The sequence below is a fragment of the Prosthecodimorpha staleyi genome, assembly GCF_018729455.1.
In the GTDB taxonomy this organism is placed as follows: domain Bacteria; phylum Pseudomonadota; class Alphaproteobacteria; order Rhizobiales; family Ancalomicrobiaceae; genus Prosthecodimorpha; species Prosthecodimorpha staleyi.
In genome coordinates, this window is record NZ_JAHHZF010000009.1 from 136,735 (window position 1) to 162,742 (window position 26,008).

24 protein-coding genes are annotated in these 26,008 nt (G+C 68.6%); 18 read left to right on the forward strand and 6 right to left on the reverse strand.

Annotation, left to right across the window (positions count from 1 at the left end; all coding sequences use genetic code 11):
• Window positions 1-25: 25 nt before the first annotated feature.
• The 12 genes from pdhA to KL771_RS18590 all read left to right on the forward strand — a co-directional run bounded on the left by pdhA (window position 26) and on the right by KL771_RS18590 (window position 9,427).
• Window positions 26-1,030 carry a pyruvate dehydrogenase (acetyl-transferring) E1 component subunit alpha gene (gene pdhA, locus KL771_RS18535; RefSeq protein ID WP_261970003.1) on the forward strand — a complete coding sequence of 335 codons (1,005 nt, stop codon included), beginning with the start codon at window positions 26-28 and terminating at the stop codon, window positions 1,028-1,030.
• 17 nt (window positions 1,031-1,047) lie between these two features.
• A complete protein-coding gene (locus tag KL771_RS18540; protein WP_261970004.1) occupies window positions 1,048-2,436 on the forward strand; it encodes a pyruvate dehydrogenase complex E1 component subunit beta in 1,389 nt (462 codons plus the stop codon).
• A gap of 95 nt (window positions 2,437-2,531) precedes the next feature.
• Window positions 2,532-3,932 carry a pyruvate dehydrogenase complex dihydrolipoamide acetyltransferase gene (locus KL771_RS18545; RefSeq protein WP_261970005.1) on the forward strand — a complete coding sequence of 467 codons (1,401 nt, stop codon included), beginning with the start codon at window positions 2,532-2,534 and terminating at the stop codon, window positions 3,930-3,932.
• Window positions 3,933-3,982: 50 nt separating this feature from the next.
• A complete protein-coding gene (locus KL771_RS18550; protein WP_261970006.1) occupies window positions 3,983-4,231 on the forward strand; it encodes a hypothetical protein in 249 nt (82 codons plus the stop codon).
• A 35-nt stretch (window positions 4,232-4,266) separates the two neighbouring features.
• Window positions 4,267-4,758 (forward strand): hypothetical protein, encoded by a 492-nt coding sequence (locus tag KL771_RS18555; RefSeq protein ID WP_261970007.1) that lies wholly within the window; start codon window positions 4,267-4,269, stop codon window positions 4,756-4,758.
• Between the two features lie 31 nt (window positions 4,759-4,789).
• Window positions 4,790-6,226, forward strand: coding sequence for a dihydrolipoyl dehydrogenase (gene lpdA, locus KL771_RS18560; RefSeq protein WP_261970008.1), 1,437 nt, complete (start codon window positions 4,790-4,792; stop codon window positions 6,224-6,226).
• Between the two features lie 88 nt (window positions 6,227-6,314).
• Complete coding sequence (locus tag KL771_RS18565) at window positions 6,315-6,473, forward strand: hypothetical protein (RefSeq protein WP_261970009.1); 159 nt, start codon at window positions 6,315-6,317, stop codon at window positions 6,471-6,473.
• A gap of 7 nt (window positions 6,474-6,480) precedes the next feature.
• Window positions 6,481-6,729, forward strand: coding sequence for a GlsB/YeaQ/YmgE family stress response membrane protein (locus KL771_RS18570; protein WP_261970010.1), 249 nt, complete (start codon window positions 6,481-6,483; stop codon window positions 6,727-6,729).
• Window positions 6,730-6,788: 59 nt separating this feature from the next.
• Complete coding sequence (locus KL771_RS18575) at window positions 6,789-7,298, forward strand: hypothetical protein (RefSeq protein ID WP_261970011.1); 510 nt, start codon at window positions 6,789-6,791, stop codon at window positions 7,296-7,298.
• Between the two features lie 250 nt (window positions 7,299-7,548).
• A complete protein-coding gene (lipA, locus tag KL771_RS18580) occupies window positions 7,549-8,502 on the forward strand; it encodes a lipoyl synthase (RefSeq protein WP_261970012.1) in 954 nt (317 codons plus the stop codon).
• A gap of 21 nt (window positions 8,503-8,523) precedes the next feature.
• Complete coding sequence (locus KL771_RS18585) at window positions 8,524-8,976, forward strand: type II toxin-antitoxin system RatA family toxin (RefSeq protein ID WP_261970013.1); 453 nt, start codon at window positions 8,524-8,526, stop codon at window positions 8,974-8,976.
• The gene (locus KL771_RS18590) at window positions 8,969-9,427 is read left to right on the forward strand and encodes a GNAT family acetyltransferase (protein WP_261970014.1); all 459 of its coding nucleotides are present in this window, start codon (window positions 8,969-8,971) and stop codon (window positions 9,425-9,427) included. The genes KL771_RS18585 and KL771_RS18590 overlap by 8 nt, the downstream gene beginning before the upstream one ends.
• A gap of 84 nt (window positions 9,428-9,511) precedes the next feature.
• On the opposite strand, the gene KL771_RS18595 is transcribed toward KL771_RS18590, so the two are convergent.
• Together KL771_RS18595 and KL771_RS18600 are read right to left on the reverse strand one after the other, a co-directional pair.
• The gene (locus tag KL771_RS18595) at window positions 9,512-10,768 is read right to left on the reverse strand and encodes a M23 family metallopeptidase (RefSeq protein WP_261970015.1); all 1,257 of its coding nucleotides are present in this window, start codon (window positions 10,766-10,768) and stop codon (window positions 9,512-9,514) included.
• A 170-nt stretch (window positions 10,769-10,938) separates the two neighbouring features.
• Window positions 10,939-11,403 (reverse strand): peroxiredoxin, encoded by a 465-nt coding sequence (locus KL771_RS18600; protein WP_261970016.1) that lies wholly within the window; start codon window positions 11,401-11,403, stop codon window positions 10,939-10,941.
• A 195-nt stretch (window positions 11,404-11,598) separates the two neighbouring features.
• On the opposite strand from KL771_RS18600, the gene KL771_RS18605 reads away from it, so the two are divergent.
• Both KL771_RS18605 and KL771_RS18610 read left to right on the forward strand, forming a co-directional pair.
• Entirely contained in the window at window positions 11,599-15,021 is a 3,423-nt protein-coding gene (locus KL771_RS18605) for an AsmA-like C-terminal domain-containing protein (protein ID WP_261970017.1), read from the forward strand.
• A gap of 99 nt (window positions 15,022-15,120) precedes the next feature.
• Window positions 15,121-15,945, forward strand: coding sequence for a cytochrome c (locus tag KL771_RS18610; RefSeq protein WP_261970018.1), 825 nt, complete (start codon window positions 15,121-15,123; stop codon window positions 15,943-15,945).
• A 64-nt stretch (window positions 15,946-16,009) separates the two neighbouring features.
• Here the strand turns inward: KL771_RS18610 and hppD are convergent, their stop codons facing one another.
• The gene (gene hppD, locus KL771_RS18615) at window positions 16,010-17,122 is read right to left on the reverse strand and encodes a 4-hydroxyphenylpyruvate dioxygenase (RefSeq protein WP_261970019.1); all 1,113 of its coding nucleotides are present in this window, start codon (window positions 17,120-17,122) and stop codon (window positions 16,010-16,012) included.
• Between the two features lie 128 nt (window positions 17,123-17,250).
• On the opposite strand from hppD, the gene KL771_RS18620 reads away from it, so the two are divergent.
• Window positions 17,251-17,730: an Lrp/AsnC family transcriptional regulator gene (locus KL771_RS18620; protein WP_261970020.1), complete on the forward strand. Its 480-nt coding sequence runs from the start codon at window positions 17,251-17,253 to the stop codon at window positions 17,728-17,730.
• A gap of 53 nt (window positions 17,731-17,783) precedes the next feature.
• Here KL771_RS18620 and KL771_RS18625 read toward each other — a convergent pair whose 3' ends face one another.
• On the reverse strand, window positions 17,784-19,514 hold the full coding sequence (locus KL771_RS18625) for a SulP family inorganic anion transporter (RefSeq protein ID WP_261970021.1): 1,731 nt from the start codon (window positions 19,512-19,514) through the stop codon (window positions 17,784-17,786).
• Window positions 19,515-19,743: 229 nt separating this feature from the next.
• On the opposite strand from KL771_RS18625, the gene KL771_RS18630 reads away from it, so the two are divergent.
• Window positions 19,744-21,846: a 3-hydroxyacyl-CoA dehydrogenase NAD-binding domain-containing protein gene (locus KL771_RS18630; protein ID WP_261970022.1), complete on the forward strand. Its 2,103-nt coding sequence runs from the start codon at window positions 19,744-19,746 to the stop codon at window positions 21,844-21,846.
• Between the two features lie 38 nt (window positions 21,847-21,884).
• On the opposite strand, the gene KL771_RS18635 is transcribed toward KL771_RS18630, so the two are convergent.
• Together KL771_RS18635 and KL771_RS18640 are read right to left on the reverse strand one after the other, a co-directional pair.
• Window positions 21,885-22,376, reverse strand: coding sequence for a CinA family protein (locus KL771_RS18635; RefSeq protein ID WP_261970023.1), 492 nt, complete (start codon window positions 22,374-22,376; stop codon window positions 21,885-21,887).
• A gap of 45 nt (window positions 22,377-22,421) precedes the next feature.
• A complete protein-coding gene (locus KL771_RS18640; RefSeq protein WP_261970024.1) occupies window positions 22,422-23,636 on the reverse strand; it encodes a bifunctional 2-C-methyl-D-erythritol 4-phosphate cytidylyltransferase/2-C-methyl-D-erythritol 2,4-cyclodiphosphate synthase in 1,215 nt (404 codons plus the stop codon).
• A gap of 147 nt (window positions 23,637-23,783) precedes the next feature.
• Between KL771_RS18640 and dusB the strand changes: the two genes are divergently transcribed.
• Window positions 23,784-24,839 carry a tRNA dihydrouridine synthase DusB gene (dusB, locus tag KL771_RS18645; RefSeq protein WP_261970025.1) on the forward strand — a complete coding sequence of 352 codons (1,056 nt, stop codon included), beginning with the start codon at window positions 23,784-23,786 and terminating at the stop codon, window positions 24,837-24,839.
• Complete coding sequence (locus KL771_RS18650) at window positions 24,836-25,972, forward strand: two-component system sensor histidine kinase NtrB (RefSeq protein WP_261970026.1); 1,137 nt, start codon at window positions 24,836-24,838, stop codon at window positions 25,970-25,972. Before dusB ends, KL771_RS18650 begins: the two co-directional genes overlap by 4 nt.
• The last annotated feature ends 36 nt before the right edge of the window (window positions 25,973-26,008 follow it).

The following is a 26,008-nucleotide window of genomic DNA, read 5'->3' on the forward strand; positions in this document are numbered from 1 at the left end:
CGGCCCAACGGGATGGGAGGAGAGCATGGCCAAATCCGCCACCAAGTCCAAGGTCGAAGCGGGGCCGGCGCCCTTCACGGCCGATGAGGAACTGACCGCCTACCGGATGATGCTGCTGATCCGGCGCTTCGAGGAGAAGGCCGGCCAGATGTACGGCATGGGCCTGATCGGCGGCTTCTGCCATCTCTATATCGGCCAGGAGGCCGTGGTGGTCGGCATGCAGATGGCCATGGTCGAGGGCGACCAGACCATCACCGGCTATCGCGACCATGGCCACATGCTCGCCTGCGGAATGGAATCGCGCGGCGTCATGGCCGAGCTCACGGGGCGCCGCGGCGGCTACTCGAAGGGCAAGGGCGGCTCGATGCACATGTTCTCCGTCGAGAAGCAGTTCTTCGGCGGGCACGGCATCGTCGGCGGGCAGGTCTCGCTCGGCACCGGCCTCGGCTTCGCCAACCGCTATCGCAAGAACGGCAAGGTCTCGGTGACCTATTTCGGCGACGGCGCGGCCAACCAGGGCCAGGTCTACGAGAGCTTCAACATGGCGGAGCTGTGGAGCCTGCCGGTCGTCTACGTGATCGAGAACAACAAATACGCCATGGGCACCGCGGTCAGCCGCGCCTCGGCGCAGACCGACTTCTCCAAGCGCGGCGTCTCGTTCAACATTCCGGGCGAACAGGTCGACGGCATGGATGTCCGCGCCGTGCGCGAGGCCGGCGCCCGCGCCCTGGAGCATGCCCGCTCCGGCAAGGGGCCCTACATCCTCGAAATGCAGACCTACCGCTATCGCGGCCACTCCATGTCCGACCCGGCCAAGTACCGGTCGAAGGAGGAGGTCCAGAAGATGCGCACCGAGCACGACCCGATCGAGCAGGTGCGCCAGCGTCTTCTCGGCGGCGGTCTCGTCACCGAGGACGACCTCAAGAAGATCGACGCCGAAGTGCGCGACATCGTCCAGGACGCCGCCGAGTTCGCCCAGACCGATCCGGAGCCGGATGTGTCCGAGCTGTGGACCGACATCGTCAAGTGAGGGGGGAGAATTCCGAGATGGCGACCCAGATTCTGATGCCCGCGCTCTCCCCGACCATGGAGGAGGGCAAGCTCTCGAAATGGCTGAAGGCCGTCGGGGACACGATCAAGTCCGGCGACGTGATCGCCGAGATCGAGACCGACAAGGCGACCATGGAGGTCGAGGCGGTCGACGAGGGGCGGCTCGCCGCCATCCTGGTCGAGGCCGGCACCGAGGGCGTGAAGGTCAACACCCCGATCGCCGTGATCGCGGCGGAGGGTGAGGACGTATCCGCGGCCGCGTCGAGCCCGGCGCCTGCCGCCACTCCGGCTCCGGCAGCCCCGGCACCCGCGCCGCAGCCGGCCCTTGCCGCGCCGGCCGTGATGACCGCCCCGGCGAGCCCGCCGCCCGAAGCACCGGAGGAGGACGAGTATCCGGCCGGCACCGAGATGGCCAATCAGACCGTGCGCGAGGCCTTGCGCGACGCGATGGCCGAGGAGATGCGCGCCGATCCGAGCGTCTTCGTGATGGGCGAGGAGGTCGCCGAGTATCAGGGCGCCTACAAGATCACCCAAGGGCTCCTGCAGGAATTCGGGCCCGAGCGCGTCATCGACACCCCGATCACCGAGCACGGTTTTGCCGGCATGGGCGTCGGCGCGGCGCTGACCGGACTCCGGCCGATCGTCGAGTTCATGACCTTCAACTTCGCCATGCAGGCGATCGACCACATCATCAACTCCGCCGCCAAGACGCTCTACATGTCCGGCGGCCAGATGGGCTGCCCGATCGTGTTCCGCGGCCCGAACGGCGCCGCCGCCCGCGTCGGCGCGCAGCACAGCCAGGACTATGCCGCCTGGTACAGCCAGATCCCCGGCCTGAAGGTGGTCCAGCCCTATACGGCGGCCGACTTCAAGGGCCTGCTCAAGGCGGCGATCCGCGATCCGAACCCGGTCGTGTTCCTGGAGAACGAGATTCTCTACGGCCAGACCTTCCCGGTGCCGAAGGGCGATTTCATTGTCCCGATCGGCAAGGCCAAGGTCGCCCGCCCGGGTCACGACTGCACCATCGTCTCCTTCGGCATCGGCATGACCTATGCGATGAAGGCGGCCGAGGAACTGACCAAGAAGCATATCTATTGCGAGGTCGTCGACCTGCGCACCCTGCGTCCGCTCGACATGGCGACGGTGATCAAGTCGGTCCAGAAGACCGGCCGCTGCGTGACCGTCGAAGAGGGCTGGCCGCAGTGCTCGATCGGCTCCGAGATCGCCTCGCGGCTGGTCTCCGAGGCCTTCGACTATCTCGATGCGCCGGTGCTCAAGGTCACCGGCAAGGACGTGCCGATGCCCTACGCGGCCAATCTCGAGAAGCTCGCCCTGCCGAACGTGCAGGAGGTCATCGACGCCGTCCGCGCGGTGACCTACCGCTGAAATCCCCCGCCGCGGCCGATCCGCGGCCCTCGTGACGCAACCGGCTCGCAGAGCCGGCTGCGTGCCAGCCAGAGAGAAAACCCGAGGGGGAAGCAATGCCCGTGAACATTCTGATGCCGGCCCTGTCGCCCACGATGGAGAAGGGCAACCTCGCCAAGTGGCTGAAGAAGGAAGGCGATACGGTCAAGGCCGGCGACGTGATCGCCGAGATCGAGACCGACAAGGCGACGATGGAGGTCGAGGCGGTTGACGAAGGCCGCATCGCCAAGATCCTGATCGCCGAGGGCACGGCCGACGTGGCCGTGAACACGCCGATCGCCATCCTGGCCGGGGAGGGCGAGGATCTCGCCGCCGCGGCGGCCGGCGGCGGCGCCAAGCCGGCCCCGGCGGCTCAACCAGCTCCCGCGGCCCCGTCGGCCGCTACGCCGGCTCCGGTCGCGGCCGCTGCCCCGACGCCCGCCGCACCTGTGGCGGCCTCGGCTCCTGCGATCGCCCCGGCCGCGGCCACCGGCGCCAACCGCGTCTTCTCGTCGCCGCTCGCCCGCCGCATCGCCCGCGACGGCGGCATCGACATTGCGCTCGTCGCCGGCACGGGCCCGCGCGGCCGCGTCATCCAGCGCGACGTGGAGGCCGCCATCGCAGCCGGCACCGGCAAGGCCGGCTCTGCCCCGGCTGCCTCCGCCGCCGCGCCGGCCCCGGTGGCCGCAGCGGCTGCAGCCCCTGCGCCCGCGCCGAAGCCCGCCGCCGCGCCGTCGGGCCTCTCCGACGAGGCGATCCTCAAGCTGTTCGAGCCGGGCAGCTACGAACTGGTGCCCCATGACGGCATGCGCCGGACGATCGCGCGCCGGCTGGCGGAATCGACCCAGACCATCCCGCATTTCTACCTGACGGTCGATTGCGACATCGATGCGCTGCTGGCGCTGCGCGAGCAGATCAACGCCTCGGCCCCGGTCAAGGACGGCAAGCCGGCCTTCAAGGTCTCGGTCAACGACTTCGTCATCAAGGCGCTGGCCGTCGCCCTGCAGCGGGTGCCGACCGCCAACGTCTCCTGGACCGAGGCCGGCATGCTGCGGCACAAGGATTCCGACGTGGGCGTCGCGGTCGCCATGCCGGGCGGGCTGATCACACCGATCATCCGCAAGGCGCAGATGAAGACCATCTCGGCGATCTCCAACGAGACCAAGGACTTCGCCGCCCGGGCCCGGTCGCGCAAGCTGCTGCCGAACGAGTATCAGGGCGGCACCACGGCGGTGTCTAATCTCGGCATGTTCGGGATGAAGCACTTCACCGCGGTGATCAACCCGCCGCACGCCACCATCCTGGCGGTCGGCGCCGGCGAGGCCCGCGCGGTGGTGCGCGGCGGCGAGGTCAAGGTCGTCCAGCAGATGACCGTGACGCTGTCCTGCGACCATCGCGCCATCGACGGTGCGCTCGGCGCCGAACTCCTGTCCGCCTTCAAGGACTTGGTCGAGAAGCCGATGTCCATGCTTGTGTGAGTGCGCTTGTTCACGTTATGGTCTCGTGAGGCCTAACGGGAGTTGTGCCAATGAGCGAAGTAACGGACGTGGTTCTGCCGGTCCTGCAGAAGATCCAGGCCGAAATTTCGTCAATGCGCGCCTCGCTGAACGAGGTGCGCGTGACGCAGGTCGAGCAGAGTGAAAAGCTGGATGACCTCTCGCGGTATTTCACTGTGATGTTCGGCTATGTCAGTCGCCATGAGATCGATGTCGACGAGATCAGGAAGCGGCTGAAGGCGGTCGAGGCGAAGCTGTCGCCGCCGCCCGCAGCCGTCTGACGGCTGATCCGGGGGATCGAGGGGGCAAGTCGACCATGTCGGGGCATCCATCGGGTCGACCGCCGCTCCTCAGTCTGGTGACGCTCACGATCGCGGTCGCCTCGCTGTCGACGGCGATCTACCAGGGATGGGTGCAGACGCGGAATCTGGAGATCATGCAGCGGGATCTGGCCCGGCGGGAACAGGTTCGAAGCTGCAAGGATGTGATCGAAACCTATTTCGACGCGAAGCTCCGTATCGGCCTGATGGCCGACAGCGCATCCGGTTCGGTGCCCGGTCTGCCCGATCCGGCGGTGCAGGCCAGAATGGCGGTCAGCCGTTTCGGCGCGCTCGGGACCTATCTCGCCAATTTCCAGGGCGAGGAGGCACGCAGCCGCTACACGGCCCTGACCCGCGAATTGGAGCGCGTGATGGGCCTCGCCCGGACGGCGTCGAGCCCGAGCGGGATGGAAGCCCTGTTTGAGGCCGCAGACGGCCTCTTCTACGGGATGAACGAGGACTGCGCGCGCTCGGCACGGCAGACCTGACGAACAATAAGGCAAGAGGAGCGGAGGACCCATGTCCCAGTATGATGTCATCGTGATCGGCGGCGGCCCCGGCGGCTACGTCGCGGCGATCCGCTCCGCCCAGCTCGGCTTGAAGACGGCCGTGGTCGAGGGCAAGCATCTCGGCGGCATCTGCCTCAACTGGGGCTGCATCCCGACCAAGGCGCTGCTGCGCTCGGCCGAAATCTACCACTACATGACTCATGCCCAGAATTACGGCCTGTCTGCGCAAGGCGTCGGCTTCGATGCGGCGGCGATCGTCAAGCGGTCGCGCGGCGTCTCCGGCCAGCTCAACATGGGCGTGACCGGGCTCCTGAAGAAGAACAAGGTCGACGTGATCTGGGGCCGCGGCTCGATCCCCGCGCCCGGCACCGTCAAGGTCGAGGCGGCGCGCGAGACCGAATACGGCAAGCCCAACCCGGCCCCGCGCGGTGCGCTCGGTGCGGGCGACTACAAGGCCAAGCACATCATCGTCGCCACCGGCGCGCGGCCGCGCGTGCTGCCGGGCCTGGAGCCGGACGGCAAGCTGGTCTGGACCTATTTCGAGGCCATGGTGCCGCCCGCCATGCCGAAATCCCTGCTGGTCGTCGGCTCCGGGGCGATCGGCATCGAATTCGCGAGCTTCTACCGCACCATGGGCGTCGATGTGACGGTGGTCGAGGTGATGGCCCAGGTCATGCCGGTCGAGGACGAGGAGATCGCCAAGGCCGCCCGCAAGCAGTTCGAGAAGCAGGGTCTCAAGATCCACACCGAGACCAAGGTCGTGAAGCTCGACCGCGGCGCCGACAGCGTCACCGCCACGCTCGAATTCAAGGACGGCAAGACCCAGACCCTGACCGTCGAACGGGTCATCTCCGCGGTCGGCGTGGTCGGCAATGTCGAGGGCCTCGGCCTGGAGGCGCTCGGCGTCAAGCTCGACCGCGGCACCGTGGTCACCGACGGCATCGGCCGGACGGCGGTCCCGGGCATCTATGCGATCGGCGACGTGGCCGGCCCGCCGATGCTCGCCCACAAGGCCGAGCATGAGGGCGTCATCTGCGTCGAGGCGATCGCCGGCAAGCATGTCCATCCGATGGACAAGGCGAAGATTCCGGGCTGCACCTATTGCCATCCGCAGGTCGCCTCGGTCGGGCTGACCGAGGCCAAGGCCAAGGCGGCCGGCTACGAGGTGAAGGTCGGGCGGTTCCCGTTCATCGGCAACGGCAAGGCGATCGCGCTCGGCGAGCCGGACGGCCTCGTCAAGACGATCTTCGACAAGAAGACCGGCCGCCTGCTTGGTGCCCATATGGTCGGCGCCGAGGTGACCGAACTGATCCAGGGCTTCGTGATCGCCATGAACCTGGAGACCACCGAGGAAGACCTGATCCATACGGTCTTCCCGCATCCGACCCTTTCGGAGATCATGCACGAGAGTGTGCTGGATTCCGAGGGACGCGCCATCCACATCTGAACGCGGCCATATCTCAACGCGGCGCCTTCGGAGCCGGGCCGGCGTCGGCCGGCCCCGCGGCAGCCATCACTGGGGAGGCGGGGCAGTCATGCTGCAGGCGGGCAAGTGGTGGTTCCTGTTCGCTCTTTTGGTGGCCGTTGTGGCCGCCGTGGCCTATTTCAACGAAAGCGTCCGCACTATCGTCATCGCCCTGGGCCTGATCGCGGCCGTCATCCTGCTGGCTTGGAACTGGCTGACCAACCTATGAGGCAATCATGGATACCCGCGCACTTCTCATCACCCTCGCCATCGGCCTCGTCGCCGGCTGGCTGGCCAGCTTCGTCGTCGGCGGCGGCAACATCCTGCGTTATCTCCTGACCGGCGTGATCGGCTCGGTGGTCGGCAGTTTCCTGTTCTCCAAGCTCGGCATCCATCTCGGCATCGGCAATGCGCTGGTCGAGCAGATCCTGGTCGCCACCGTTGGCGCGATCGTGGTGGTGTTGATCGCGCGCGCGCTGGCGTGATCGACTTTCCGGCCTCGCGCCGTATATGTGGATGCGAGGCCAGAACAAGGAATGTGCACTTGAGTCCCGATCCAGCGTCCGCGCCGTCCGTCCAGACCCCGTCCGCCGCACGGGGGACGCCGGACCCGGCGGCGGGGCGCGAACCGCCGAAGCTGCGCTGGGGCACGCGTCTGACGCTGGCAGCCTTTGCGATCGCGGCAGCGGTGTTCATCGCCGGGCCGATCGTCTGGATCCAGTGGAACGCGCGCGACTTCTGCCCGGCCGAGATCAAGGCCAAGGGGCGGTCTGCGGGCACCGACTGGGAGGTGGCCCGCTCGGATTGCGGGGGAGAAATCGGCGTCGTCTGGCAGGTCCGGATCATTCCGACCAAGGGCGTCTCCAATCTCGCCTTCGAGGCGCGCGGCGGCGGTCCCGAGCCGGTCGGCTACGAGCAGAAAGGCTTCGAGGGGACGATCCTGCTTGCCGCCGCGCCGCCGGGGCAGACGGAGCGTTCGGTCGGGATCAAGCTCGACGAGCGCGGTCGCCCGGTCGCGCCGGTGCGCTTTTCCGGCGGCAGGCGCGCCGACTGATGCGAAGGTCGGGGGCGCCATGGACAACGCGGCGCTTGCCGGGCTGTCGATCCGTCGCTACTTGCGTCGCCAAGGGGATGCAGCGTCGGCGCTGCTGCCGCGTCAGGCGGCGAATGAACAGGACGGTGGGTCGATCGATCCGGGCGGGGCTCGTCCGTGTCGTGAATGCGAGCCGCCAAGGGTTTGATGGCGTGGCCGAAATCGTCATGGGCATGGTGCCCGGAGCGATCGCCGCCACCGGGAGCAGGTCATGGTCACGGTGCTCGATACCGTCGGCGGCGTGAAGCCGCGCCATCCGGAGAAGGCGCATCGGCCGGACCAGCCGATCGCCCGCAAGCCGGATTGGATTCGCGTCAAGGCGCCGGGCTCGCCGGTCTATAACGAGACCCGCGGCATCGTCCGCGAGAACAAGCTGGTCACGGTGTGCGAGGAGGCCGGCTGCCCGAATATTGGCGAGTGCTGGTCGAAGAAGCACGCCACCTTCATGATCATGGGCGACACCTGCACGCGGGCCTGCGCCTTCTGCAACGTCAAGACCGGCGTGCCGGGCGCGCTCGATGCCGGCGAGCCCGAAAGCGTCGCGATCGCGGTCGAGAAGCTCGGCCTCAGTCATGTGGTCATCACCTCGGTCGATCGCGACGATCTCGACGACGGCGGTGCCGAGCATTTCGCCCGCGTCATCGGCGCGATCCGGGCGCGCTCGCCGCGGACCACGATCGAGATCCTGACGCCGGACTTCCTGCGCAAGCCGGGCGCGCTCGAAACGGTGGTGGCGGCGAAGCCGGACGTGTTCAACCACAATCTCGAGACCGTGCCGTCGAAATACCTGAAGGTCCGCCCCGGCGCGCGCTATTTCCATTCGATCCGGCTCCTGCAGAAGGTCAAGGAACTGGATCCGGGCATGTTCACCAAGTCGGGCATCATGGTCGGACTCGGCGAGGAGCGGAACGAGGTGCTGCAGCTGATGGACGACCTGCGCTCGGCCGAGGTCGACTTCCTGACCATCGGCCAGTATCTGCAGCCGACCCGCAAGCATCACGAGGTCATGAGCTTCGTGACGCCGGAGGCTTTCAAGGCCTACGAGACCATCGCGTATGCCAAAGGCTTCCTGATGGTGTCGTCGAGCCCGCTGACCCGGTCCTCGCATCATGCGGGCGAGGATTTCGCCCGCCTGCGCGCGGCGCGGGCCGCGGCCGGGCGCTGACAGGGAGCACGGCGGGAGGCGATGCCCAAGTTCGAGACCCGGCACAAGGTGAGGCATGCGGCGGCCGACATGTTCGCGCTGGTCGCCGATGTCGAGGCCTATCCGAAATTCGTGCCGCTCTGCGAGGCGCTGAAAGTGCGCGGCCGGCAGTCGCGTCCGGACGGCAGCAGCGTCCTGATCGCCGACATGACCGTCTCCTACAAGGTCTTCCGGGAGACCTTCACCAGCCGGGTCACGCTGATCCCGGCCGAGAACCGGATCCTGGTCGAATATCTCGACGGCCCCTTCCGGCAGATGGAAAACCGCTGGACCTTTGCGCCGCTGACCGAGAAGGCCTGCGAGGTCGGCTTCTTCATCGCCTACGAGTTCAAGAGCCGCACGCTCGGAGCCTTGATGGGGGCCGTCTTCGAACGCGCCTTCCACAAGTTTGCCGGTGCCTTCGAGAGCCGCGCCGACGAGGTCTACGGTGTCTGAATCACATCCGGATTCGGCCGATGCGGTGCGCATCGCCATCCGTCCGGCCGAGGACGGCGACGTGGCGGCGGTGATCGACCTCTGGCACCGCGCCGGTCTCTACCGGCCCTGGAACCCGCCCGAACGCGACATCGCCTTTGCGCGCCGCTCGCCGCATTGCGCGCTGCTGGTCGCAGATGTCGACGGGCGGCCGGTCGTCGCCAGCGTCATGGTCGGCGAGGACGGCCACCGCGGTTGGGTCTACTATCTGGCGGTCGATCCTTCGGGGCAGGGGCGGGGGTTCGGCCGGCGCATGATGGCGGCGGCCGAAGCGTGGCTGCGGGCGCGCGGCATCTGGAAGGTGCAACTGCTCGTCCGGCGCGAGAACGGGGCCGTTCGCGGATTCTATGATGCGCTGGGCTTCGAGACCGGCGACGTGGTCATGATGCAGAAATGGCTGGAGCCGCACTGAGCCGAAAGGTCCGGGGCGGTCGCCGCACCTGCGCGGGTGCGGGCCGGAACGGATCCCCGTCCGCAGGCCCGTCGGCCGGGTTCGTCAGTGCAGGACCGGGCGCAGTTTCTCGCCGGCGTCGAGCCAGGCCGCAGGATTGACGGCGTCGCCGTTGACCCGGGTCTCGTAGTGGACGTGCGGGCCGGTCGAGCGGCCGGTCGAACCCGCATAGCCGATCACCTGGCCGGCGCGGATGGTCTGTCCGGCCTCGACGGCGATGCGCGAGAGATGGCCGAACCGGGTCGAGATGCCGTTGCCATGGTCGATCTCGACCATCAGGCCGTAGCCGCCCTGCCGCCCGGCCTCTTCGACCTGGCCGGGACCGGTTGCGATGACCGGTTCGCCCGTGTCGGCCCGAAAATCGATGCCGGTATGCATGGCCAGCACGCCCAGGAAGGGATCGCTACGGCCGCCGAAGCCCGAGGTCACCTGGGCATCGCCGCGCACCGGCACGCCGAGCGGCAGGGCCGCTGCATTGCGGCGCAGATCGGCCAGGCGGTCGAGAGCGGTCTCGGCGCGCCACGCCGCGACGGCGGGGTCGATCATCGGGACCAGCGGGCCGCCGACGCCGCCATCCGCGAGGCGCGGCTTGGGTGCTGCCGGCTTGTCGGCGGATGCCAGCGAGCCGAAGCGCAGGCCGAGCTTGGCGACGACCGCCTCGATGCGGCCGGCATCGCGCTCGGCCATTTCGGCAAGGGCGGCAAGGGCGAGGGTCTGGCGCTGGGACATCCGGTCGATCGAGGCTTCCGCCCGATCGATCCGGGCGGTGACGCGCCCATCCGTGCCGTCCGTCCGGCCGCCCGCCGGGGCGAACCAGGTCGAGGCTTTCAGCGGCTTGGACGGGCCGGCATCGCCTTCGGTGGCGGCACTGGCCGGAAGCGGCAGCTTCATGCCCTGCTGGCGGGCCTTGTCGAGCACCGCGCCGATGCGGGATTCGAATTCGCGCAACCCGTCCTGCCGGGCCGTCAGCCGGTCGATCCGCGCCTCGAAGGCGCTCTGGTCGAGCACCTGCCGGGACTGGATCCGATCGATCTGCGCGCGCAACGCGGCGATCCGATCCTCATAGCCATGGCGCATGTCGATCTGGCGGGCAATGGCGGCACCGACCAGATCGTCGCGGAACAGAAGATAGGCCGTCGCACCCAGATAGATCACGGTGAACAGGGCAAAACCGCCGATCAGCGAGACGACCAGGGCCGGGTTCAAGGTCAGGGCGCGGACCTTGCCGTTCGACGTATAGGAAATGCGGGGTGGCTCGCGACGCTTGCCGAAATCTTGATGAACTCGTGAACGCGTCGTCATGCGACCGACCCCAACTGACGCGCGATCCGCACCGATCGCTGGGGTCGATTACACATGGTTAGGGTTAACAAAGCCTCAGTGCCGTTACGTCGGCCCCGACTTCGGACGACACACCAAAACCGGCGCCGTCGCTCGTCACGCGGTAGACATCGCCGGCACCGCCGCGCCGTTCAAAGCGCTTTGACGGCGGCCAGAACCTCTTCGGCGTGACCTTCGACCTTCACCTTGGGCCAGATGCGCGCGACCTTGCCGTCGGCGCCGACCAGGACGGTGGTCCGCTCCACACCCATATACTTGCGTCCGTACATGCTCTTTTCGGCCCAGACGCCCCAGGCCTCCAGCATCGCGTGTGATTCGTCGGAAGCCAGGCGGACCTTGAGATCGTGTTTGGCGCGGAACTTGTCGTGGCTCTTGGCGCTGTCGGGCGAGACGCCGATCACCGGCACCTGGGCATTGGCGAACTCATCGGCCAGGCACGAAAAGGAGATCGCCTCCTTGGTGCAGCCCGACGTATCGTCCTTCGGGTAGAAATAGACCACGAACGGCCGACCGGCGAGGTCGGCAGACCGGACCGGCTCGCCGCCGTCGCCGGGCAGGTCGAAGGGGGGGATGGTGTCACCGATCGAGAGCGCCATGGATCGCCTTCCTTTCGTCGCGTTTCATCGTCACAGCCAGGGTCTCGCAGTGTACGCTGCCGATCGTTGGGCGGATGAAATCGAGTCGCAAGCGGAGGACCTTACAGTTATGCCGAGACGGGGACTTCGAATTTTCGGCTCATGATGGCGCGCGAACGAAGGACAGGTGAGGGGGCTCGCCGACGCGGACCGCGGATGCTTCGCATCTGTTTCGGCACGGGTGCCCTTGTCGTTCTTGTTTTGGTCCTAGCCTTCGGAGCATTTGCAGTCCGTCTCGCCAGCGGTCCGCTCGAAGTCGCCACGATTGCGCGCATCGCCGAAGGCGTCGTCTCGGACGCGCTCGGATCCGGTCGCAAGACGGTGATCGGCAAGGCCGAGCTCGCCGGCAGCTTCAGCGGCGGGCTCTCCATCCGGCTGCAGGACGTGACGGTCGGCGAGCCGGGCACCGGTCTGACTGCGGTCGTCCCGAAGGCCGAAATCCGTCTGCAGAGCCTGCCGATCCTGCTCGGTCAGTTCAAGCCGGTGTCGCTCGACCTCGACGACGCCCAGGTGGTGTTCGATCTGCCCGCGCTCGATCGCGAGCGCCAGTCGCGCCCCCCGGAATTGGAAGAGACCTTCGTTCCCGCCCCCGGTCAACCCAAGCCCGGCGTCGCGGCGGTCGAGGGGACCACCACCGTCGCCCCGCGGGCCGATCGTCAGGTGGTCGGCTCCTCCTTGCTGCTGACGCGGCTCGAGGCTCTCGGGCGCGCTCTGACCCGGAACCTGACGCTGGTCCGAGCCCAGGGGCTGGAGTCCATCACGACGCGGCGCGGCTCCATCGTCCTGATCCGGGCGGACGGCGACGGCAAGACCCGCAAGGTGGTCATTCCCGACGTTGAGGCGACCAGCCTGTTCCGGACCGCCGAGGGCGATGTCGATCTCGGCTTCTCGGCGCGCGGCGAGGTCGGCCGCTGGTCGATGCGGCTGCGTCATCTGACGGCGGCGGACGGCGCCAGTCACAGCCTGGAATTCAGTGCCCGCGACGTGACCTTGAAGGATCTCTTCGGGGCCGGCGACCCGGACCTGAAGGTCGAGATGCCGATCTATCCTCACGCACGGGTCGACTACGACGCGGCCGATCGGCTGCTCGGCGCGCGGCTCGACCTGCGCATCGGCGCCGGCCTGTTCCGGTTCGGCAAGGAGCCGGAGGACGAGATCATCGTCGACGAGGGCCAGGTCGGCGTCTCATGGGCACGCGGCAAGGACAGCATCGCCATCGAGGCGGCCTCGCTGCAGGTCGGGCCGACGCTGATTGCCCTGAAGGGGTCTGTGACACCGCCGGTACCCGGCAAATCGGAACGCTGGGAGACGGCGATCTCGCTCGATCGCGGGCAGATCGCGCCGCGCGACGTCCCGGGCAAGCCGGTCGAGCTGAAAGCCGTGACGCTGGTCGGAGGCTACGAGACCGGTCGGCAGGTGTTCCATGTCGACGACCTGCAGATTCACTTCGCCGGCGGCGCGGCCCGGGCCGTGGGCCATCTCGATTTTGCCCAGCCGAAGCCGCTGGTCGTCGTCAATGTGGTCTTCACCTCGGTCGAAGCCGCCACGGTGGCGAAGCTCTGGCCCCATTTCGCGGCAACCGGCGCGCGCGAGTGGTTCATCACCAATGTCAAGTCGGGTCGGCTGCACGACGCGATCGCGCAGCTCCAGATCCCGCTGCTGGTCGATCCGCCGCTCTGGCCGCCCGAGGCCGTCCGTCTGTCGGCCCGCTTCGATGCGACGCAATCCAAGACCTTCGGGGATCTGCCGGATCTGATCGGCGCCGAAGGCCGCATCGCGATGGAGAAGAAGCGCTTCGAGGTGACCATCGACAAGTCATCGGTCCTGACGCGGCATCCGCGCCGGCCGACGGTGGTCTCCTTCAAGCTCGACATCCCCGACGCCGTCCGCAAGAGCCCGCGTGCCTCGATGGAAATGCGCGTGGCCGGCGACAATCTCGCCCTCGGCGAGATCATCGAAGCCGAACCGCTGGCTCTGCTGTCCGGGGCGGGCATCAAGCTCGACGGCCTCGCCGGGACCGGCGACGTGCGCGGCCGGGTCGACCTGACCTTCCACAAGCCGTTCGATCCAACCTCGCTCGACTACAAGTTCGAGGGCACGCTCGACAAGTTCGGCAGCCCTTCGCCGATTCTTGGCCGCCGGTTCTCCGAGGGGGCCCTGAAGGTTGCGGTCGACCGTCGCGGTACGACCATCACCGGCAAGGCCAAGATCGAGGGCGTGCCGACCGACGTGAACATGTTCGAACCGAGCGAGAGTTCGAGCGCGCAGGAGCGTCGCGATTTTGCCATGACGCTCGACGACGCGGCGCGCGCCCGCATGGGCCTCGACCTCGCCGGCATGGTCGCCGGCCCGCTCAAGATCGAGATCGGGCAGCCGGGCGCCAACGAGCAGGTCAAGCGGATCGTCGCCGATATGACCGGTGCGCGGTTGTTCGTGCCGCAGTTCGGGTGGACCAAGGGGGCGGGCGTGCCGGCGCGCGCCAATCTCGATCTCGTCGACGACGAGCGCGGCGGTACGCGGGTCGACAATTTCTCGATCGAGTCGGAGGGCCTGCAGGTCAAGGGCTCGATGACGGTCGACAAGGACAAGCGCCTGGCGACGGCCGACTTCCAGCGTTTTGCCTTGCGCCGGGGCGACGATGCGCGCATCCGCCTGCAGCGTGGCGCCGATCAGGCGCTGACGGTCAATTTCGAGGCCGGCAGCTTCGACCTGCGCAGTCTGCTGGCTTCGCTGAAGAAGCAGGGCGAACCGAACGAGGTCGACCCGAAGAAGCTGAGCGACCTGATCGTCAAGGCGCGCGCGGCCCGTCTGGTCGGCTTCAACGATGTGGCGCTGACCGACGTGCTGATCGACGCGCAGATCCGCAACCAGACGGTCATCCGCCTGCAGATGACGGCGCGCGCTCCGGGCGGCCGTTCGGTCGAGATCAGCATCCGCCCGGACGGAAGCCGTCGCGTGCTGACGGTCAATTCCGACGATGCCGGCGCGGTGCTCGGCTTCCTGGATGTCTACGAGCGGCTGCGCGGCGGCACGCTGCGCATGTCGGCGGTCCTGTCCGGACCGGGCTCGGCCGACGGCGTCGTCAAGATCGTCGGCTTCGGTCTGCTGCCGCCGAAGAACGAACGCGTCGCCTCATTGCGCACCACCAATGACGGCCTGCGCGAGGTCGCCGTGCGCGACGTGCCCGTGACCGAGGATGCGAGCTTCGATCGCTTCCAGGTCAACTTCGCCATGCGCAAGGGCGTCATCACGGTCTCGGACGGCATCGCCAAGGGCCAGGCGACGGGCGCCACCATGAGCGGCCAGATCGACCTGGTGAACCAGCGGCTGAACGTCGCCGGCACCTTCATCCCGCTCTATGGCCTGAACAATCTGGTCAGCCGCATTCCGCTCTTCGGTGAGATCGTCGGGGCCGGCCGCAACGAAGGCCTGGTCGGCGTGACCTTCAAGGTGGTCGGCTCGGTCGACAATCCGGTGCTGCAGTTCAATCCGATCTCGGCCATAGCACCGGGCATCTTCCGGCGCATCTTCGAATACCGCGTCGACGACGGCCGCGTGGAACTGCCGCCCGATCGCTGACCAGCGCCCGTCGGCCTGCGTCGGCTCTTCCGTTTTTCTGCTTATGCATGCAATCTCCCACCGTCTGTCGGGGGTGACGGACCTGGACGGGAGAACAGCATGAAACGGAATCTGGCCCTTGCGGCCGCGATGGTCGTGGCCGGCAGCGCGTCGGCCGTGGCGGAGACGCCGGTCGAGCGCGGCGCCTATCTGATGAAGTCCATCGTCGCCTGCGGCAACTGCCATACGGTGCAGACCCCGAAGGGGCCGCTGGCCGACCGGGATCTCGCCGGCGGCATGGAGATACCCGACGAGGGCATGGTCGCCCGGGTGCCGAACATCACCTCCGACAAGGAGACGGGCATCGGCAAGTGGACCGAGGCGCAACTCATCCTGGCCATTCGCGAAGGCAAGCGCCCCGACGGCAGCATCATCGGCCCGCCGATGCCGATCGGCCAGTACCGCAAGATGGCCGACGACGACGTGAAGGCGATCGTCGCCTATCTGCAACAGACCAAGCCGGTCGCCGGCAAGGTGGCGGCCTCCGAGTACAAGTTCCCGTTGCCGCCCGCCTATGGTCCGCCGGTCGGCAAGGTCGAGGCGCCGAGCCGATCCGACAAGGTCGCCTATGGCCGCTATCTGGTGACCGCACTCGGCCACTGTATCGAATGCCATTCGCCGATGGGTGCCCAGGGCCCGGATACCGAGGGCCGGCCGTTCCAGGGCGGCGCCGTGTTCAAGGGGCCGTGGGGCGCCAGCGTCGCGCCGGCGCTCAACGCCTCGCATCTCGGCTCCTGGTCGGACGACGAGATCAAGCGGGCGATCACCACCGGCGTCTCCAAGGACGGCCGTCACCTGACCCCGCCGATGGGCTTCGGCTACTACAAGAACATGGCGGCCGCTGACCTCGACTCGATCGTTGCCTATCTGCGCACGCTGAAGTGAGCGGTCGCGCCGCCCCGGCCGGGAGGGTCGGGGCGGCGCCGGACCGATCTTGATGTCGGTCGCTTCACTCGGCGGCCGACAGCACCCCGCGCCGGATCTGATCCTCCTCGATCGATTCGAACAGGGCGCGGAAATTGCCCTCGCCGAAGCCGTCGTCGCCCTTGCGCTCGATGAACTCGAAGAAGATCGGGCCGACCACGGTGCCGGAGAAGATCTGCAACAGCACCTTGGTGGTGCCGCCGTCGACCACGCCCTCGCCGTCGATCAGGATGCCGTTGGCGGCCAGCCGGTCGATCGATTCGCCGTGGCCGGGCAGGCGGCCGTCGACCTTTTCGTAGTAGGTCGCCGGTGGGGCCGGCATGAAGGGTAGGCCGTTGGCGCGCAGGGCTTCGACCGAGGCGTAGATGTCGCGGCAGCCGCAGGCGATGTGCTGAATGCCCTCGCCCTTGTATTCCTTCAAGTATTCCTCGATCTGGCTGCGATCGTCGGCCGACTGGTTGATCGGGATGCGGATCTTGCCGCAGGGGCTGGTCATGGCCCGGCTGGTCAGACCGGTCAGCTTGCCCTCGATGTCGAAGTAGCGGATCTGGCGGAAGTTGAAGAGCCTAGCGTACCAGTCTGCCCAATGGTCCATGCGGCCGCGATGGACGTTGTGGGTCAGGTGGTCGAGATAGTAGAGGCCGGCGCCCTCGGGGGCGGGGTCGCGTGCGCCGGTCCACTCGAAATCGATCTCCCAGATCGAGCCCTTGGCGCCGTAGCGGTCGACGAAATAGATCAGCGAGCCGCCGATGCCCTCGATCGCCGGAATGGCCAGTTCGCCCGGTCCGACACGGGCTTCGACCGGTGTCGCACCCAGTTCGACGGCCCTGTTGAGGGCATGGGCGGCATCGACCACCCGGAAGCCCATGGCGCAGACGCAGGGGCCGTGGCGGCGGGCGAAGTCGGCCGCGAAGCTGTCCGGCTCGGCGTTGATCACGTAGTTCACGTCGCCCTGGCGCCAGAGCGTGACCTGCTTGGAGCGATGCCGGGCGACCGGCGCGAAGCCCATGCGGGCGAACAGCGCAGCCAGTTCGTCCGGGCTCGGGTGGGCGAATTCGATGAACTCGAAGCCGTCCGTGCCCATCGGGTTGGCGGCATCGATCACGGCAGCGGCGGCATCGTGCGGAAAGGGACCCATCGCGGCATTCCTCCTCGTGAAACGGCGATGCACCAGTGTCGCGGGAAGCGGGCGCAAGAGGCGTGCGAATTGCGGGCGAACCGATTAGATTATGCATGTTTCATGCGTAGTCGACCGGATGCCCGCACATGATCGCACTGGATGGCTACGACCTGCGCCTGCTCGCCGCGCTGCAGACGGACGGCCGGCTGACCAACCAGGAACTGGCCGAGCGGGTGCATCTGTCCGCCTCGCAATGTTCGAGGCGCCGGCAGGCGCTGGAGGAAGCGGGCGTGATCCGCCGCTACCGGGCGGAGCTCGACGGCGAGCGGCTCGGTCTCGGCGTGACCGCCTTCGTCAATGTGCAGCTGTCGCGCCATTCCGAGCAGAATGCGCGCCGATTCCGCGATGTCATCGCCGATTGCGACGAGGTGTTGGAGGCCCATGCGCTGACCGGCGACATGGACTACCTGATCAAGATCGCGGTTCGCGACCTGAAGAGCTTCGCGGATTTCGTCAACTCGGTCCTGCTCGCGCACGAGACCGTCGCCCATGTCACGTCGCGCATCGTGATCGAGACGCTGAAGAGCGGCGGCGCGCTGCCGCTCAAGCCCGGGGCAGGGGGGTGAACCGGCGCGCCGGGCCGACCGAAGGCCGGACCGGCGATCCGGTCCGGACCCGGTCACTCGGCGGCGAGTTCCTGGTGGTCCATCTGGGCCAGCGCGATCTCGACGGTCGGGGCGGTCAGCACGCTGACCTCGGGCCGGCGGATGCCGAAGCGGACCAGGGACCGGCGCACGGGGCGCGACATGCCGGTCAGCACCACGTCGGCGCCGCGCTTGCGCATGTCCTCGATGACGCTGCGCAGGGTTGCCGCGCCGGTGGTGTCGACCAGCGGCACGGCCGAGAAGTCCAGCACCAGCCGCTTCGGCCGGGTGCCGATGCGCGACAGCGTGGTCGACAGTTGGTTGGCGGCGCCGAAGAAGAACGGACCGCTGATCCGGTAGACGACGACATCCTCGCGCGTCTGCTGGCTCGGATCGTAGGGCCGGCCGTCGTCGTCGGCCTGATCGCGGCCGATCAGACTGCCGGCCTGCCCGTGCGCCTCGACCGCCACGGCCTCGGCCATGTGGTGCATGAACAGAATGGCGGAGAGCACCACGCCGACCTCGATGCCGACAGTCAGATCGTAGAACACCGTCAGCAGCATGGTGGCGGTCAGCACGACGCGGTCGCCCCAGCCGGAATTCTGCAGGAGCCGCCAGACGACATGCACCTCGCTCATGTTCCAGGCGACGATGGCCAGGATGGCGGCCAGTACGGCGAGCGGCACATAGGAGGCGAGCGGGGCGGCGACCAGCACGAAGGCGAGCAGGAAGACGGCGTGCAGGACCCCGGAAATCGGCCCGGTCGAGCCGGAGCGGATGTTGGTCGCGGTCCGCGCGATGGCGCCGGTCGCCGGCAGGCCGCCGATCAGGGCGGAGCCGACATTGGCGAGGCCCTGGGCGACCAGTTCGCAGTTGGAACGATGCCGCCGCCCGGTCATGCCGTCGGCGACCACCGCCGACAGGAGCGATTCGATGCCGGCCAGGATCGCGATGGTGATCGCGTCGGGCAGCACCGCCTTGACGCCGGCGAGCGACAGGGCCGGGAATTGCGGCGTCGGCGGCACGCGCGGTATGCCGCCGAACTTGGAGCCGATCGTGACCACGTCGAGGGTGAAGACGGCGGTCGCGACGGAGGCGAGCACGACGGCGATCAGGAAGCCCGGCCATTTCGGCCGGTAGCGGCGCAGCCCGAGAATTAGCCCCAGCGAGATCGCCGACAGGGCGACGGCGAAGGGATTGAGCGTCGGCAGGGCCGCCCACAGCGCCTCGACCTTGGCGATGAACTCGCCCGGCAGCTTCGCGGTGGTCAGGCCGAACAGGTCGGCGACCTGGCTGACAAAGATGGTGATGCCGATGCCGGCCGTGAAGCCGATCGTGACCGGGTAGGGGATGTATTTGATATAGGTGCCGAGGCGCAGGTAGCCGATCGCGATCAGGATCAGTCCGGCCAGCAGGGTGGCGACGATCAGCCCGTCATAGCCGTGCGTCTCGATCGTCCGGTAGACGACGACGATGAAGGCCGCCGTCGGGCCGCCGATCTGGAAGCGGCTGCCGCCGAAGGCCGAGATGATGAAGCCGGCCACGATGGCGGTGAACAGGCCGCGGTCCGGCGTGGTGCCCGATGCGATGGCGATGCCCATGGCCAGCGGCAGCGCCACGATGGCGACCGTCAGCCCGGCGACCACGTCGGCGACGAAGCGCTTGCCGTCGTAGCCCTCGCGCAGGCTGGTGATGAGTTTCGGCGTGAACAATTCCGCGAAACTGTCCTGATGGGGGCGGGGCGGACGCAAGGCGGAATCGGTCATGGCTCGGCTTTCGCGCAGGTGATTTGTCCGAGAAAAGCGGACAGTAGCATGCGGGCCATGGGGGACTGCCATAAGGGAAACTACGGCACCGGGCCCCACGAGACCCCTCTGGACGCAGACCTTATGCGCCTGCCCCGCAGGTCTGGCGGCTGCTGCGCAATCCTCTGCGTTGTCGTCGGCGGCGTCCTCGGCTACGACCCGTTGCGAGTTGAACGCGGGAGAAGCAGGCATGGCGTCGGGGCCGATCGTGATCGAGGTTCGGGGGAAGATCGCCGTCGTTTGGGTCGACAACCCGCCCGTGAATGCACTGTCGCAGGCCGTGCGCCAGGGGCTGCTCGATGCCGTCGCGGCCGTGGAGGCGGACGAACGGGTCGCCGCCGCCCTGATCCTGTGCCGCGGCCGCACCTTCATCGCGGGCGCCGACATTCGCGAATTCGGCAAGGGGCCGCTTGAGCCGCTGTTGACCGACGTGATCGCCCGGATCGAGGCATCGCCGAAGCCCTGGGCCGCGGCGATCCACGGCACTGCGCTCGGCGGCGGCTTCGAGGTCGCACTCGGCTGCCGCTGGCGGATCATGGAATCGCGCGCCGAGGTCGGATTGCCGGAGGTCAAGCTCGGCATCATTCCGGGCGCCGGCGGCACCCAGAGGCTGCCGCGCCTGACCGGCATCGCGACCGCCATCGAGGCGGTCACGTCGGGCCGGCGCTTCGGCGCCCGGGAGGCCCTGAAACTCGGCATCGCGGATGCGGTCGTCGAACTGGAGCCGGGCGAGGATTTTGCCGAGCGCGCCCTTGCGGTGCTCGAGGCGCGGGTCGCGGCCGGCACCGTGCCGCCGCCGGTCTCCGCGCGCGCGGTTCCGGCCATCGACGCGGCCGAGGCCGAGAAGCTGGTCGCCCGCGCAACCGATCGGGCGCGCGGACAGCTTTCGCCCGGCGAGGCCGCCCGCGCCGTCGCCGATTCGCTGACGCTCGACTTCGCTGCCGGACTGGCGGCCGAGCGGGCCCGCTTCCTGAAGCTCGTCGGCCATCCGCAGGCCAAGGCCTTGCGCCACGCCTTCTTCGGCGAGCGGGAACTCTCCAAGCTGCCGATGCTCGACGGCGTCAAGCCGCGCGCCGTTTCGACGATCGCGGTGGTCGGCGGCGGCACTATGGGGGCGGGCATCGCGGTTGCGACCGCCGATGCCGGCTATACGGTCACGGTGCTGGAGACCGATGCGGCCGCCGCCAAACGCGCGGCCGAGCGCATTCACGGCATCTATCAGGGCTATGCGGACCGCAAGCGCATTCCGGCCGACGCGGTCGGCGTCAAGGCCGCGGCCATCGACATCACCACCGAGATCGGCGATCTCGGCGCCGCCGATCTGGTGGTGGAGGCGGTTTTCGAGGACGCCGAGGTCAAGCGCGACCTGTTCCGCCGGCTCGACAAGGTCGTCCGGCCCGGCGCCGTCATGGCGACCAACACCTCCTATCTCGATCCCAACCTGATCGCGGCGGCGACCGGCCGGCCGGCCGAGATGTGCGGCCTGCACTTCTTCGCCCCGGCCAACGTCATGCGCCTGGTCGAGGTGATCGAGACCGCCGATACGGCGCCGGACGTGCTGGCGACCGCCTTCGCGGTGGCGCTGAAGCTCGGCAAGCTGCCGGTCTTCGCCCGGGTCTGCGACGGCTTCATCGGCAACCGCATCTGGGCGACCGTGCGCCGGCACTACGAGTTCCTGGTCGAAGACGGCGCCGGCCCCGCGGAGATCGACGCGGCCATGACCGCCTACGGTTTCCCGATGGGACCCTTCGCGGTCTACGACCTGTCCGGCCTCGACATCTCCTGGTCCTGGCGCAAGCGCAACATGGCCAACCGCGCGCCGGACGTGCGCTATGTCGACATCCCCGACCGGCTCTGCGAGCAAGGCCGGCTCGGCCGCAAGACCGGCGCCGGTTGGTACGACTACGCCTCCGGCAAGGCTGAGGTCGACCCGGTCGTGGAGGCGCTGATCGCCGAGGAGCGGGCGCGCAAGGGCGTCGTGCCGCGGTCGGTCGATGCCGAGTCGATCCAGCGCCGGGCGCTCGCCGTCATGGCCAACGAGGGCGCGCGCATCCTGGAAGAGGGCATCGCGCTGCGCCCGCTCGATGTCGACATGGTCATGATCCACGGCTACGGCTATCCGGCCTGGCGCGGCGGTCCGATGTTCGAGGCCGACGCGATCGGCCTGCCGACCGTGCTCGGCTGGATCGAGGAGGCCCACGCCGCCGGCGGCCCCGGCTTCGAGCCCGCCCGACTGCTGGTCGATCTGGTCCAGCAAGGCCGCACGCTGGCCGACTGGGCCGGGAGCCGCTGACGGGCGGGTCTCGGTCCTGATCCCGCCGCCCGCACGGGTCAGAAGGCGGCTTCGAGCATCTCCAGGGCGGTGCGGATCGTGGCGAGGCGCACCGCCGAGCGGCCGATCGCGCCGTAGTGCATCTCGCGATGCTGCAGGGGCCCGCCCCGGCGCCCGGCGGCGAGATGGACGAGGCCGACCGGCTTGGCGGCCGAGCCGCCGCCTGGGCCGGCGATGCCGGTGACGGCGACGACCAGATCGGCGCGCGCATGCGCCAGGGCGCCTTCGGCCATGGCGAGGGCGGTCTCGCGGCTGACGGCGCCGAACTGGGCGAGGAGCCCGGCCGGCACGTCGATCAGCTCCATCTTGGCCTCGTTCGAATAGGTCACGAAGCCGCGCTCGACCACCGCGGAGGAGCCGGCGATCTCGGTCAGGAGCCCGGCGATCAGGCCGCCGGTGCAGGATTCCGCCGTCGCGATCATCAGGCCGGCGGCGCTCGCGCGCCGGATCAGCGCCTCGGCGGCGGGCAGCAGGGGGGTGAGATCGGTCATGGCTGGCTCCGTCGCGTCGCGGGTTCCGTTCAATCCCGGGCTATGTCAGGTCGGAAAGGGCAAGCGGATCGTCGCGGTGGCGATGGCGGCGATGCCCTCGCGCCGGCCGACGAAGCCGAGCTTCTCGTTGGTGGTCGCCTTGACGCCGACCCGGTCGATCCCGATGCCCAGGATCGCGGCGACGCGCGCCCGCATGGCCTCGCGATGCGGCCCGATCTTGGGCGCCTCGGCGATGATCGAGATGTCGGCATGGGCGATGACGCCGCCGCGGGCCGCGACCCGCCGCGCCGCCTCGGCCAGGAACACCGCCGAATCGGCGCCGAGCCAGCGCATGTCGGAGGGCGGAAAATGCGTGCCGATGTCGCCCTCGCCGAGCACGCCCAGGATCGCGTCGGTCAGTGCGTGCAACGCCACGTCGGCATCCGAATGGCCGTCGAGCTTCGCCACATGTGGGATGCGCACATTGCCGAGCACGACCGCATCGCCCTCCGTGAAGCGGTGCACATCGTAGCCGGTGCCGACGCGGATATCGCCGAGCGCCAGGAATTCCTCCATGCGGAGCCTCCGGTCGGCCGCTTCGAGATCGGCCAGCGAGGTGATCTTCAGATTGCCCGGCTCGCTCGCCACCACGGCGACAGGCAATCCGGCCCATTCCGCGACCGCGGCATCGTCGGTGAAGTCGGTGCGGCCTTCGGCGGCGGCCCGGCGATGCGCGTCGAGCAGCGGCGCGAACCGGAAGCCCTGTGGGGTTTCCGCCGCCCACAGCCCGTCGCGCGCCCGCGTGCCGATCACCCGGCCGTCGGCATCGGCCTGCTTCAGTGTGTCGACGACCGGATGGGCGAGCAGGGCGGCCGGTATGTCGGCGAGCCGGTCGATCAGGCGGGTGATGGCGACGGGTGCGACGAATGGCCTCGCCGCATCGTGGATCAGCACGAGGTCCGGAGCGAAGGGGGCGAGCGCCTCCAGGCCCGCCAGCACGCTCGCCTGCCGGGTCGCCCCCCCGGCGACCGGTTCGGCGAGACGCGGATCGGCGGCCAGACCGTCGATCGCCGTGCGGTATTCGGCCACGAAGGCCGGATCGATCACGCAGACGATGCGGCCGACCGCAGGCAATGCCATGAAGGCGCCCAGGCTGCGCGCCAGGATCGGCCGGCGTCCGATCGATCGATACTGCTTGGGTGGACCGTCTGCCCGGCCGGCGCGGGTTCCGGAGCCGGCGGCGACCACAATGACGGCAATCTTTTGATCCAGGGGTTGCATTCCTGCTGTCATGCCTGTCGTTCAGGCCGCCGAGACGCCGGTGCATTCACCGATATTCGGGAAAACCCGTGTTGCAATGCGGGATGACGCTTGCTCTTCGGCCAGATTATGCCACATATATAATCAAACGCCACGAATGCACATTCGATGAGCAAAGCGATCGCCCCTGATTTCACCCAGTCCGCCGCAGCACCGAGCGGCGGTTCGGAAACCTGCGCCCTGTCCACCGACGCCTCCACCCCTCTCGTTTACCTCGCTCCGATGTCCGGTGTCACGGATCTTCCGTTTCGCCGGATCGTCGCGCGGCTCGGCGCGGCGCGCGTGGTGACCGAGATGGTGGCGAGCGAGACGCTGGCGACCGGCGATGCCGACATGGCGCTGCGTCTGGCCGGGGCCGGCATGGCACCGCATATCGTGCAACTGGCCGGCCGCGAGGCCCACTGGATGGCCGAGGCGGCCCGCATGGCCGAGGCCAACGGCGCCGACGTGATCGACATCAACATGGGTTGCCCGGCCAAGCGGGTGACGACCGGCTGGTCCGGCGCGGCGCTGATGCGCGATCTCGATCTCGCGATCGACCTGATCCGGGCGACCGTCGGTGCGGTCGCGGTGCCGGTCACGCTGAAGATGCGGCTCGGTTGGGACCGCGCCTCGATCAATGCGCCGGAACTGGCGCGGCGGGCGGAGGCCGAGGGTATCCGGCTGATCACCGTGCATGGCCGCACCCGCGACCAGTTCTACGAGGGCCGCGCCGACTGGCCGGCCATCCGGGCGGTGGTCGAGGCGGTGACGGTTCCGGTCGTCGCCAACGGCGACGTGCAGAGCTTCGAGGACGCGGATGCGATCCTCGCACAATCCGGCGCCGCCGGCGTGATGATCGGGCGCGGAGCCCAGGGGCGCCCCTGGTTCCCGGCCGCCGTCCAACGCTATCTGGCGACCGGGACACGGGAGGAAGGCCCCCGCGGGGCGGCACTCGGCGACCTCGTCGCCGAACACCACGCGGCGATGATCGACCACTATGGTCCCCAGCGCGGCATCCGTGCCGCGCGCAAGCACATCGCCTGGTATTTCGAGGCGGCCGAAGCCCATCTCGCCGTTCCGGCAGGGCTCCGGACCGCCATCCTGACCTCCTTCGACGTCGAGGCCGTCGGGCGCATGTTGCGCGAGGCCTTCGACGACCGAGCTCCCAGGAGAGCCGCATGACCCCGATCCCGCTGAGGAGACGCGACATGGAACCGGCCACGGACGGCCCCGCTGCGGCGGTGCTCAACGCCCTGCCGAATCCGGTCATCATGATCGGCGCCAACGGCGTCATCCAGGAGGCGAACGACGCCGCCCAGAACTTCTTCCAGGCGAGCGCGGCCTTCATGGCCCGCCACTCGCTCGGCTATTTCGTGCCCTTCGGCAGCCCGCTCTTGGAACTGATCAACCAGGTGCGCGAGCGCCAGGCGCCGGTCTCCGAATACCGGGTCGACGTGTCGAGCCCGCGCATCGGCACAGAGAAGATCGTCGACATCTATGCCGGCCCGGTGCTCGACGATCCCGGTGCGGTGGTGGTCATGCTGCAGGAGCGGACCATGGCCGACAAGATCGACCGCCAACTGACCCATCGCGGCGCCGCCCGCACGGTCACCGGCCTCGCCGCCATGCTGGCGCACGAGATCAAGAACCCGCTCTCCGGCATCCGTGGCGCCGCCCAGTTGCTGGAACAGTCCTGTGACGACCAGGACCGCGCCTTGACCCGGCTGATCTGCGACGAGGCCGACCGGATCGTGAAGCTGGTCGACCGCATGGAGGTGTTTTCCGACGAGCGGCCGATCGAGCGCACGGCGGTCAACATCCATACCGTGCTCGACCACGTGAAGCGGCTGGCGCTGTCGGGCTTCGCCCGCAACGTCAAGATCGTCGAGGAATACGACCCGTCGCTGCCGCCGGTGCTGGCCAATCGCGACCAGCTGGTCCAGGTGTTCCTGAACCTGGTCAAGAACGCCGCCGAGGCGACCAGCGGGCAGGCGGATGCGGAGATCGCCCTGTCGACGGCCTACCGGCCGGGCGTGCGGCTGTCGGTGCCGGGCTCGCGCGACAAGGTCACGCTGCCGATGGAATTCTGCGTGCGCGACAACGGCCCCGGCGTGCCGGAGGACCTGCTGCCACATTTGTTCGATCCCTTCGTGACTACCAAGACCAATGGCTCCGGGCTGGGGCTCGCGCTCGTCGCAAAGATCGTGCGCGATCACGGCGGCGTGGTCGAATGCGAGAGCCAGCCCCGCCGCACCGTCTTCCGCATCCTGATGCCGGCCTTCGTCGCCGGCCCGAAGGACCCGCGCAACGCCTGAGTGCCCGGCTGCGGCGCCTGACCCCGCAGCGGACCC

Coding starts and splice junctions, on each gene's coding strand:
- pdhA (WP_261970003.1), top strand. CDS start 26: ATGGCCAAATCCGCCACCAAGTCCAAGGTCGAAGCGGGGCCGGCGCCC.
- KL771_RS18540 (WP_261970004.1), top strand. CDS start 1,048: ATGGCGACCCAGATTCTGATGCCCGCGCTCTCCCCGACCATGGAGGAG.
- KL771_RS18545 (WP_261970005.1), top strand. CDS start 2,532: ATGCCCGTGAACATTCTGATGCCGGCCCTGTCGCCCACGATGGAGAAG.
- KL771_RS18550 (WP_261970006.1), top strand. CDS start 3,983: ATGAGCGAAGTAACGGACGTGGTTCTGCCGGTCCTGCAGAAGATCCAG.
- KL771_RS18555 (WP_261970007.1), top strand. CDS start 4,267: ATGTCGGGGCATCCATCGGGTCGACCGCCGCTCCTCAGTCTGGTGACG.
- lpdA (WP_261970008.1), top strand. CDS start 4,790: ATGTCCCAGTATGATGTCATCGTGATCGGCGGCGGCCCCGGCGGCTAC.
- KL771_RS18565 (WP_261970009.1), top strand. CDS start 6,315: ATGCTGCAGGCGGGCAAGTGGTGGTTCCTGTTCGCTCTTTTGGTGGCC.
- KL771_RS18570 (WP_261970010.1), top strand. CDS start 6,481: ATGGATACCCGCGCACTTCTCATCACCCTCGCCATCGGCCTCGTCGCC.
- lipA (WP_261970012.1), top strand. CDS start 7,549: ATGGTCACGGTGCTCGATACCGTCGGCGGCGTGAAGCCGCGCCATCCG.
- KL771_RS18585 (WP_261970013.1), top strand. CDS start 8,524: ATGCCCAAGTTCGAGACCCGGCACAAGGTGAGGCATGCGGCGGCCGAC.
- KL771_RS18595 (WP_261970015.1), bottom strand. CDS start 10,768: ATGACGACGCGTTCACGAGTTCATCAAGATTTCGGCAAGCGTCGCGAG.
- KL771_RS18600 (WP_261970016.1), bottom strand. CDS start 11,403: ATGGCGCTCTCGATCGGTGACACCATCCCCCCCTTCGACCTGCCCGGC.
- KL771_RS18605 (WP_261970017.1), top strand. CDS start 11,599: ATGCTTCGCATCTGTTTCGGCACGGGTGCCCTTGTCGTTCTTGTTTTG.
- KL771_RS18610 (WP_261970018.1), top strand. CDS start 15,121: ATGAAACGGAATCTGGCCCTTGCGGCCGCGATGGTCGTGGCCGGCAGC.
- hppD (WP_261970019.1), bottom strand. CDS start 17,122: ATGGGTCCCTTTCCGCACGATGCCGCCGCTGCCGTGATCGATGCCGCC.
- KL771_RS18620 (WP_261970020.1), top strand. CDS start 17,251: ATGATCGCACTGGATGGCTACGACCTGCGCCTGCTCGCCGCGCTGCAG.
- KL771_RS18625 (WP_261970021.1), bottom strand. CDS start 19,514: ATGACCGATTCCGCCTTGCGTCCGCCCCGCCCCCATCAGGACAGTTTC.
- KL771_RS18630 (WP_261970022.1), top strand. CDS start 19,744: ATGGCGTCGGGGCCGATCGTGATCGAGGTTCGGGGGAAGATCGCCGTC.
- KL771_RS18635 (WP_261970023.1), bottom strand. CDS start 22,376: ATGACCGATCTCACCCCCCTGCTGCCCGCCGCCGAGGCGCTGATCCGG.
- KL771_RS18640 (WP_261970024.1), bottom strand. CDS start 23,636: ATGCAACCCCTGGATCAAAAGATTGCCGTCATTGTGGTCGCCGCCGGC.
- dusB (WP_261970025.1), top strand. CDS start 23,784: ATGAGCAAAGCGATCGCCCCTGATTTCACCCAGTCCGCCGCAGCACCG.
- KL771_RS18650 (WP_261970026.1), top strand. CDS start 24,836: ATGACCCCGATCCCGCTGAGGAGACGCGACATGGAACCGGCCACGGAC.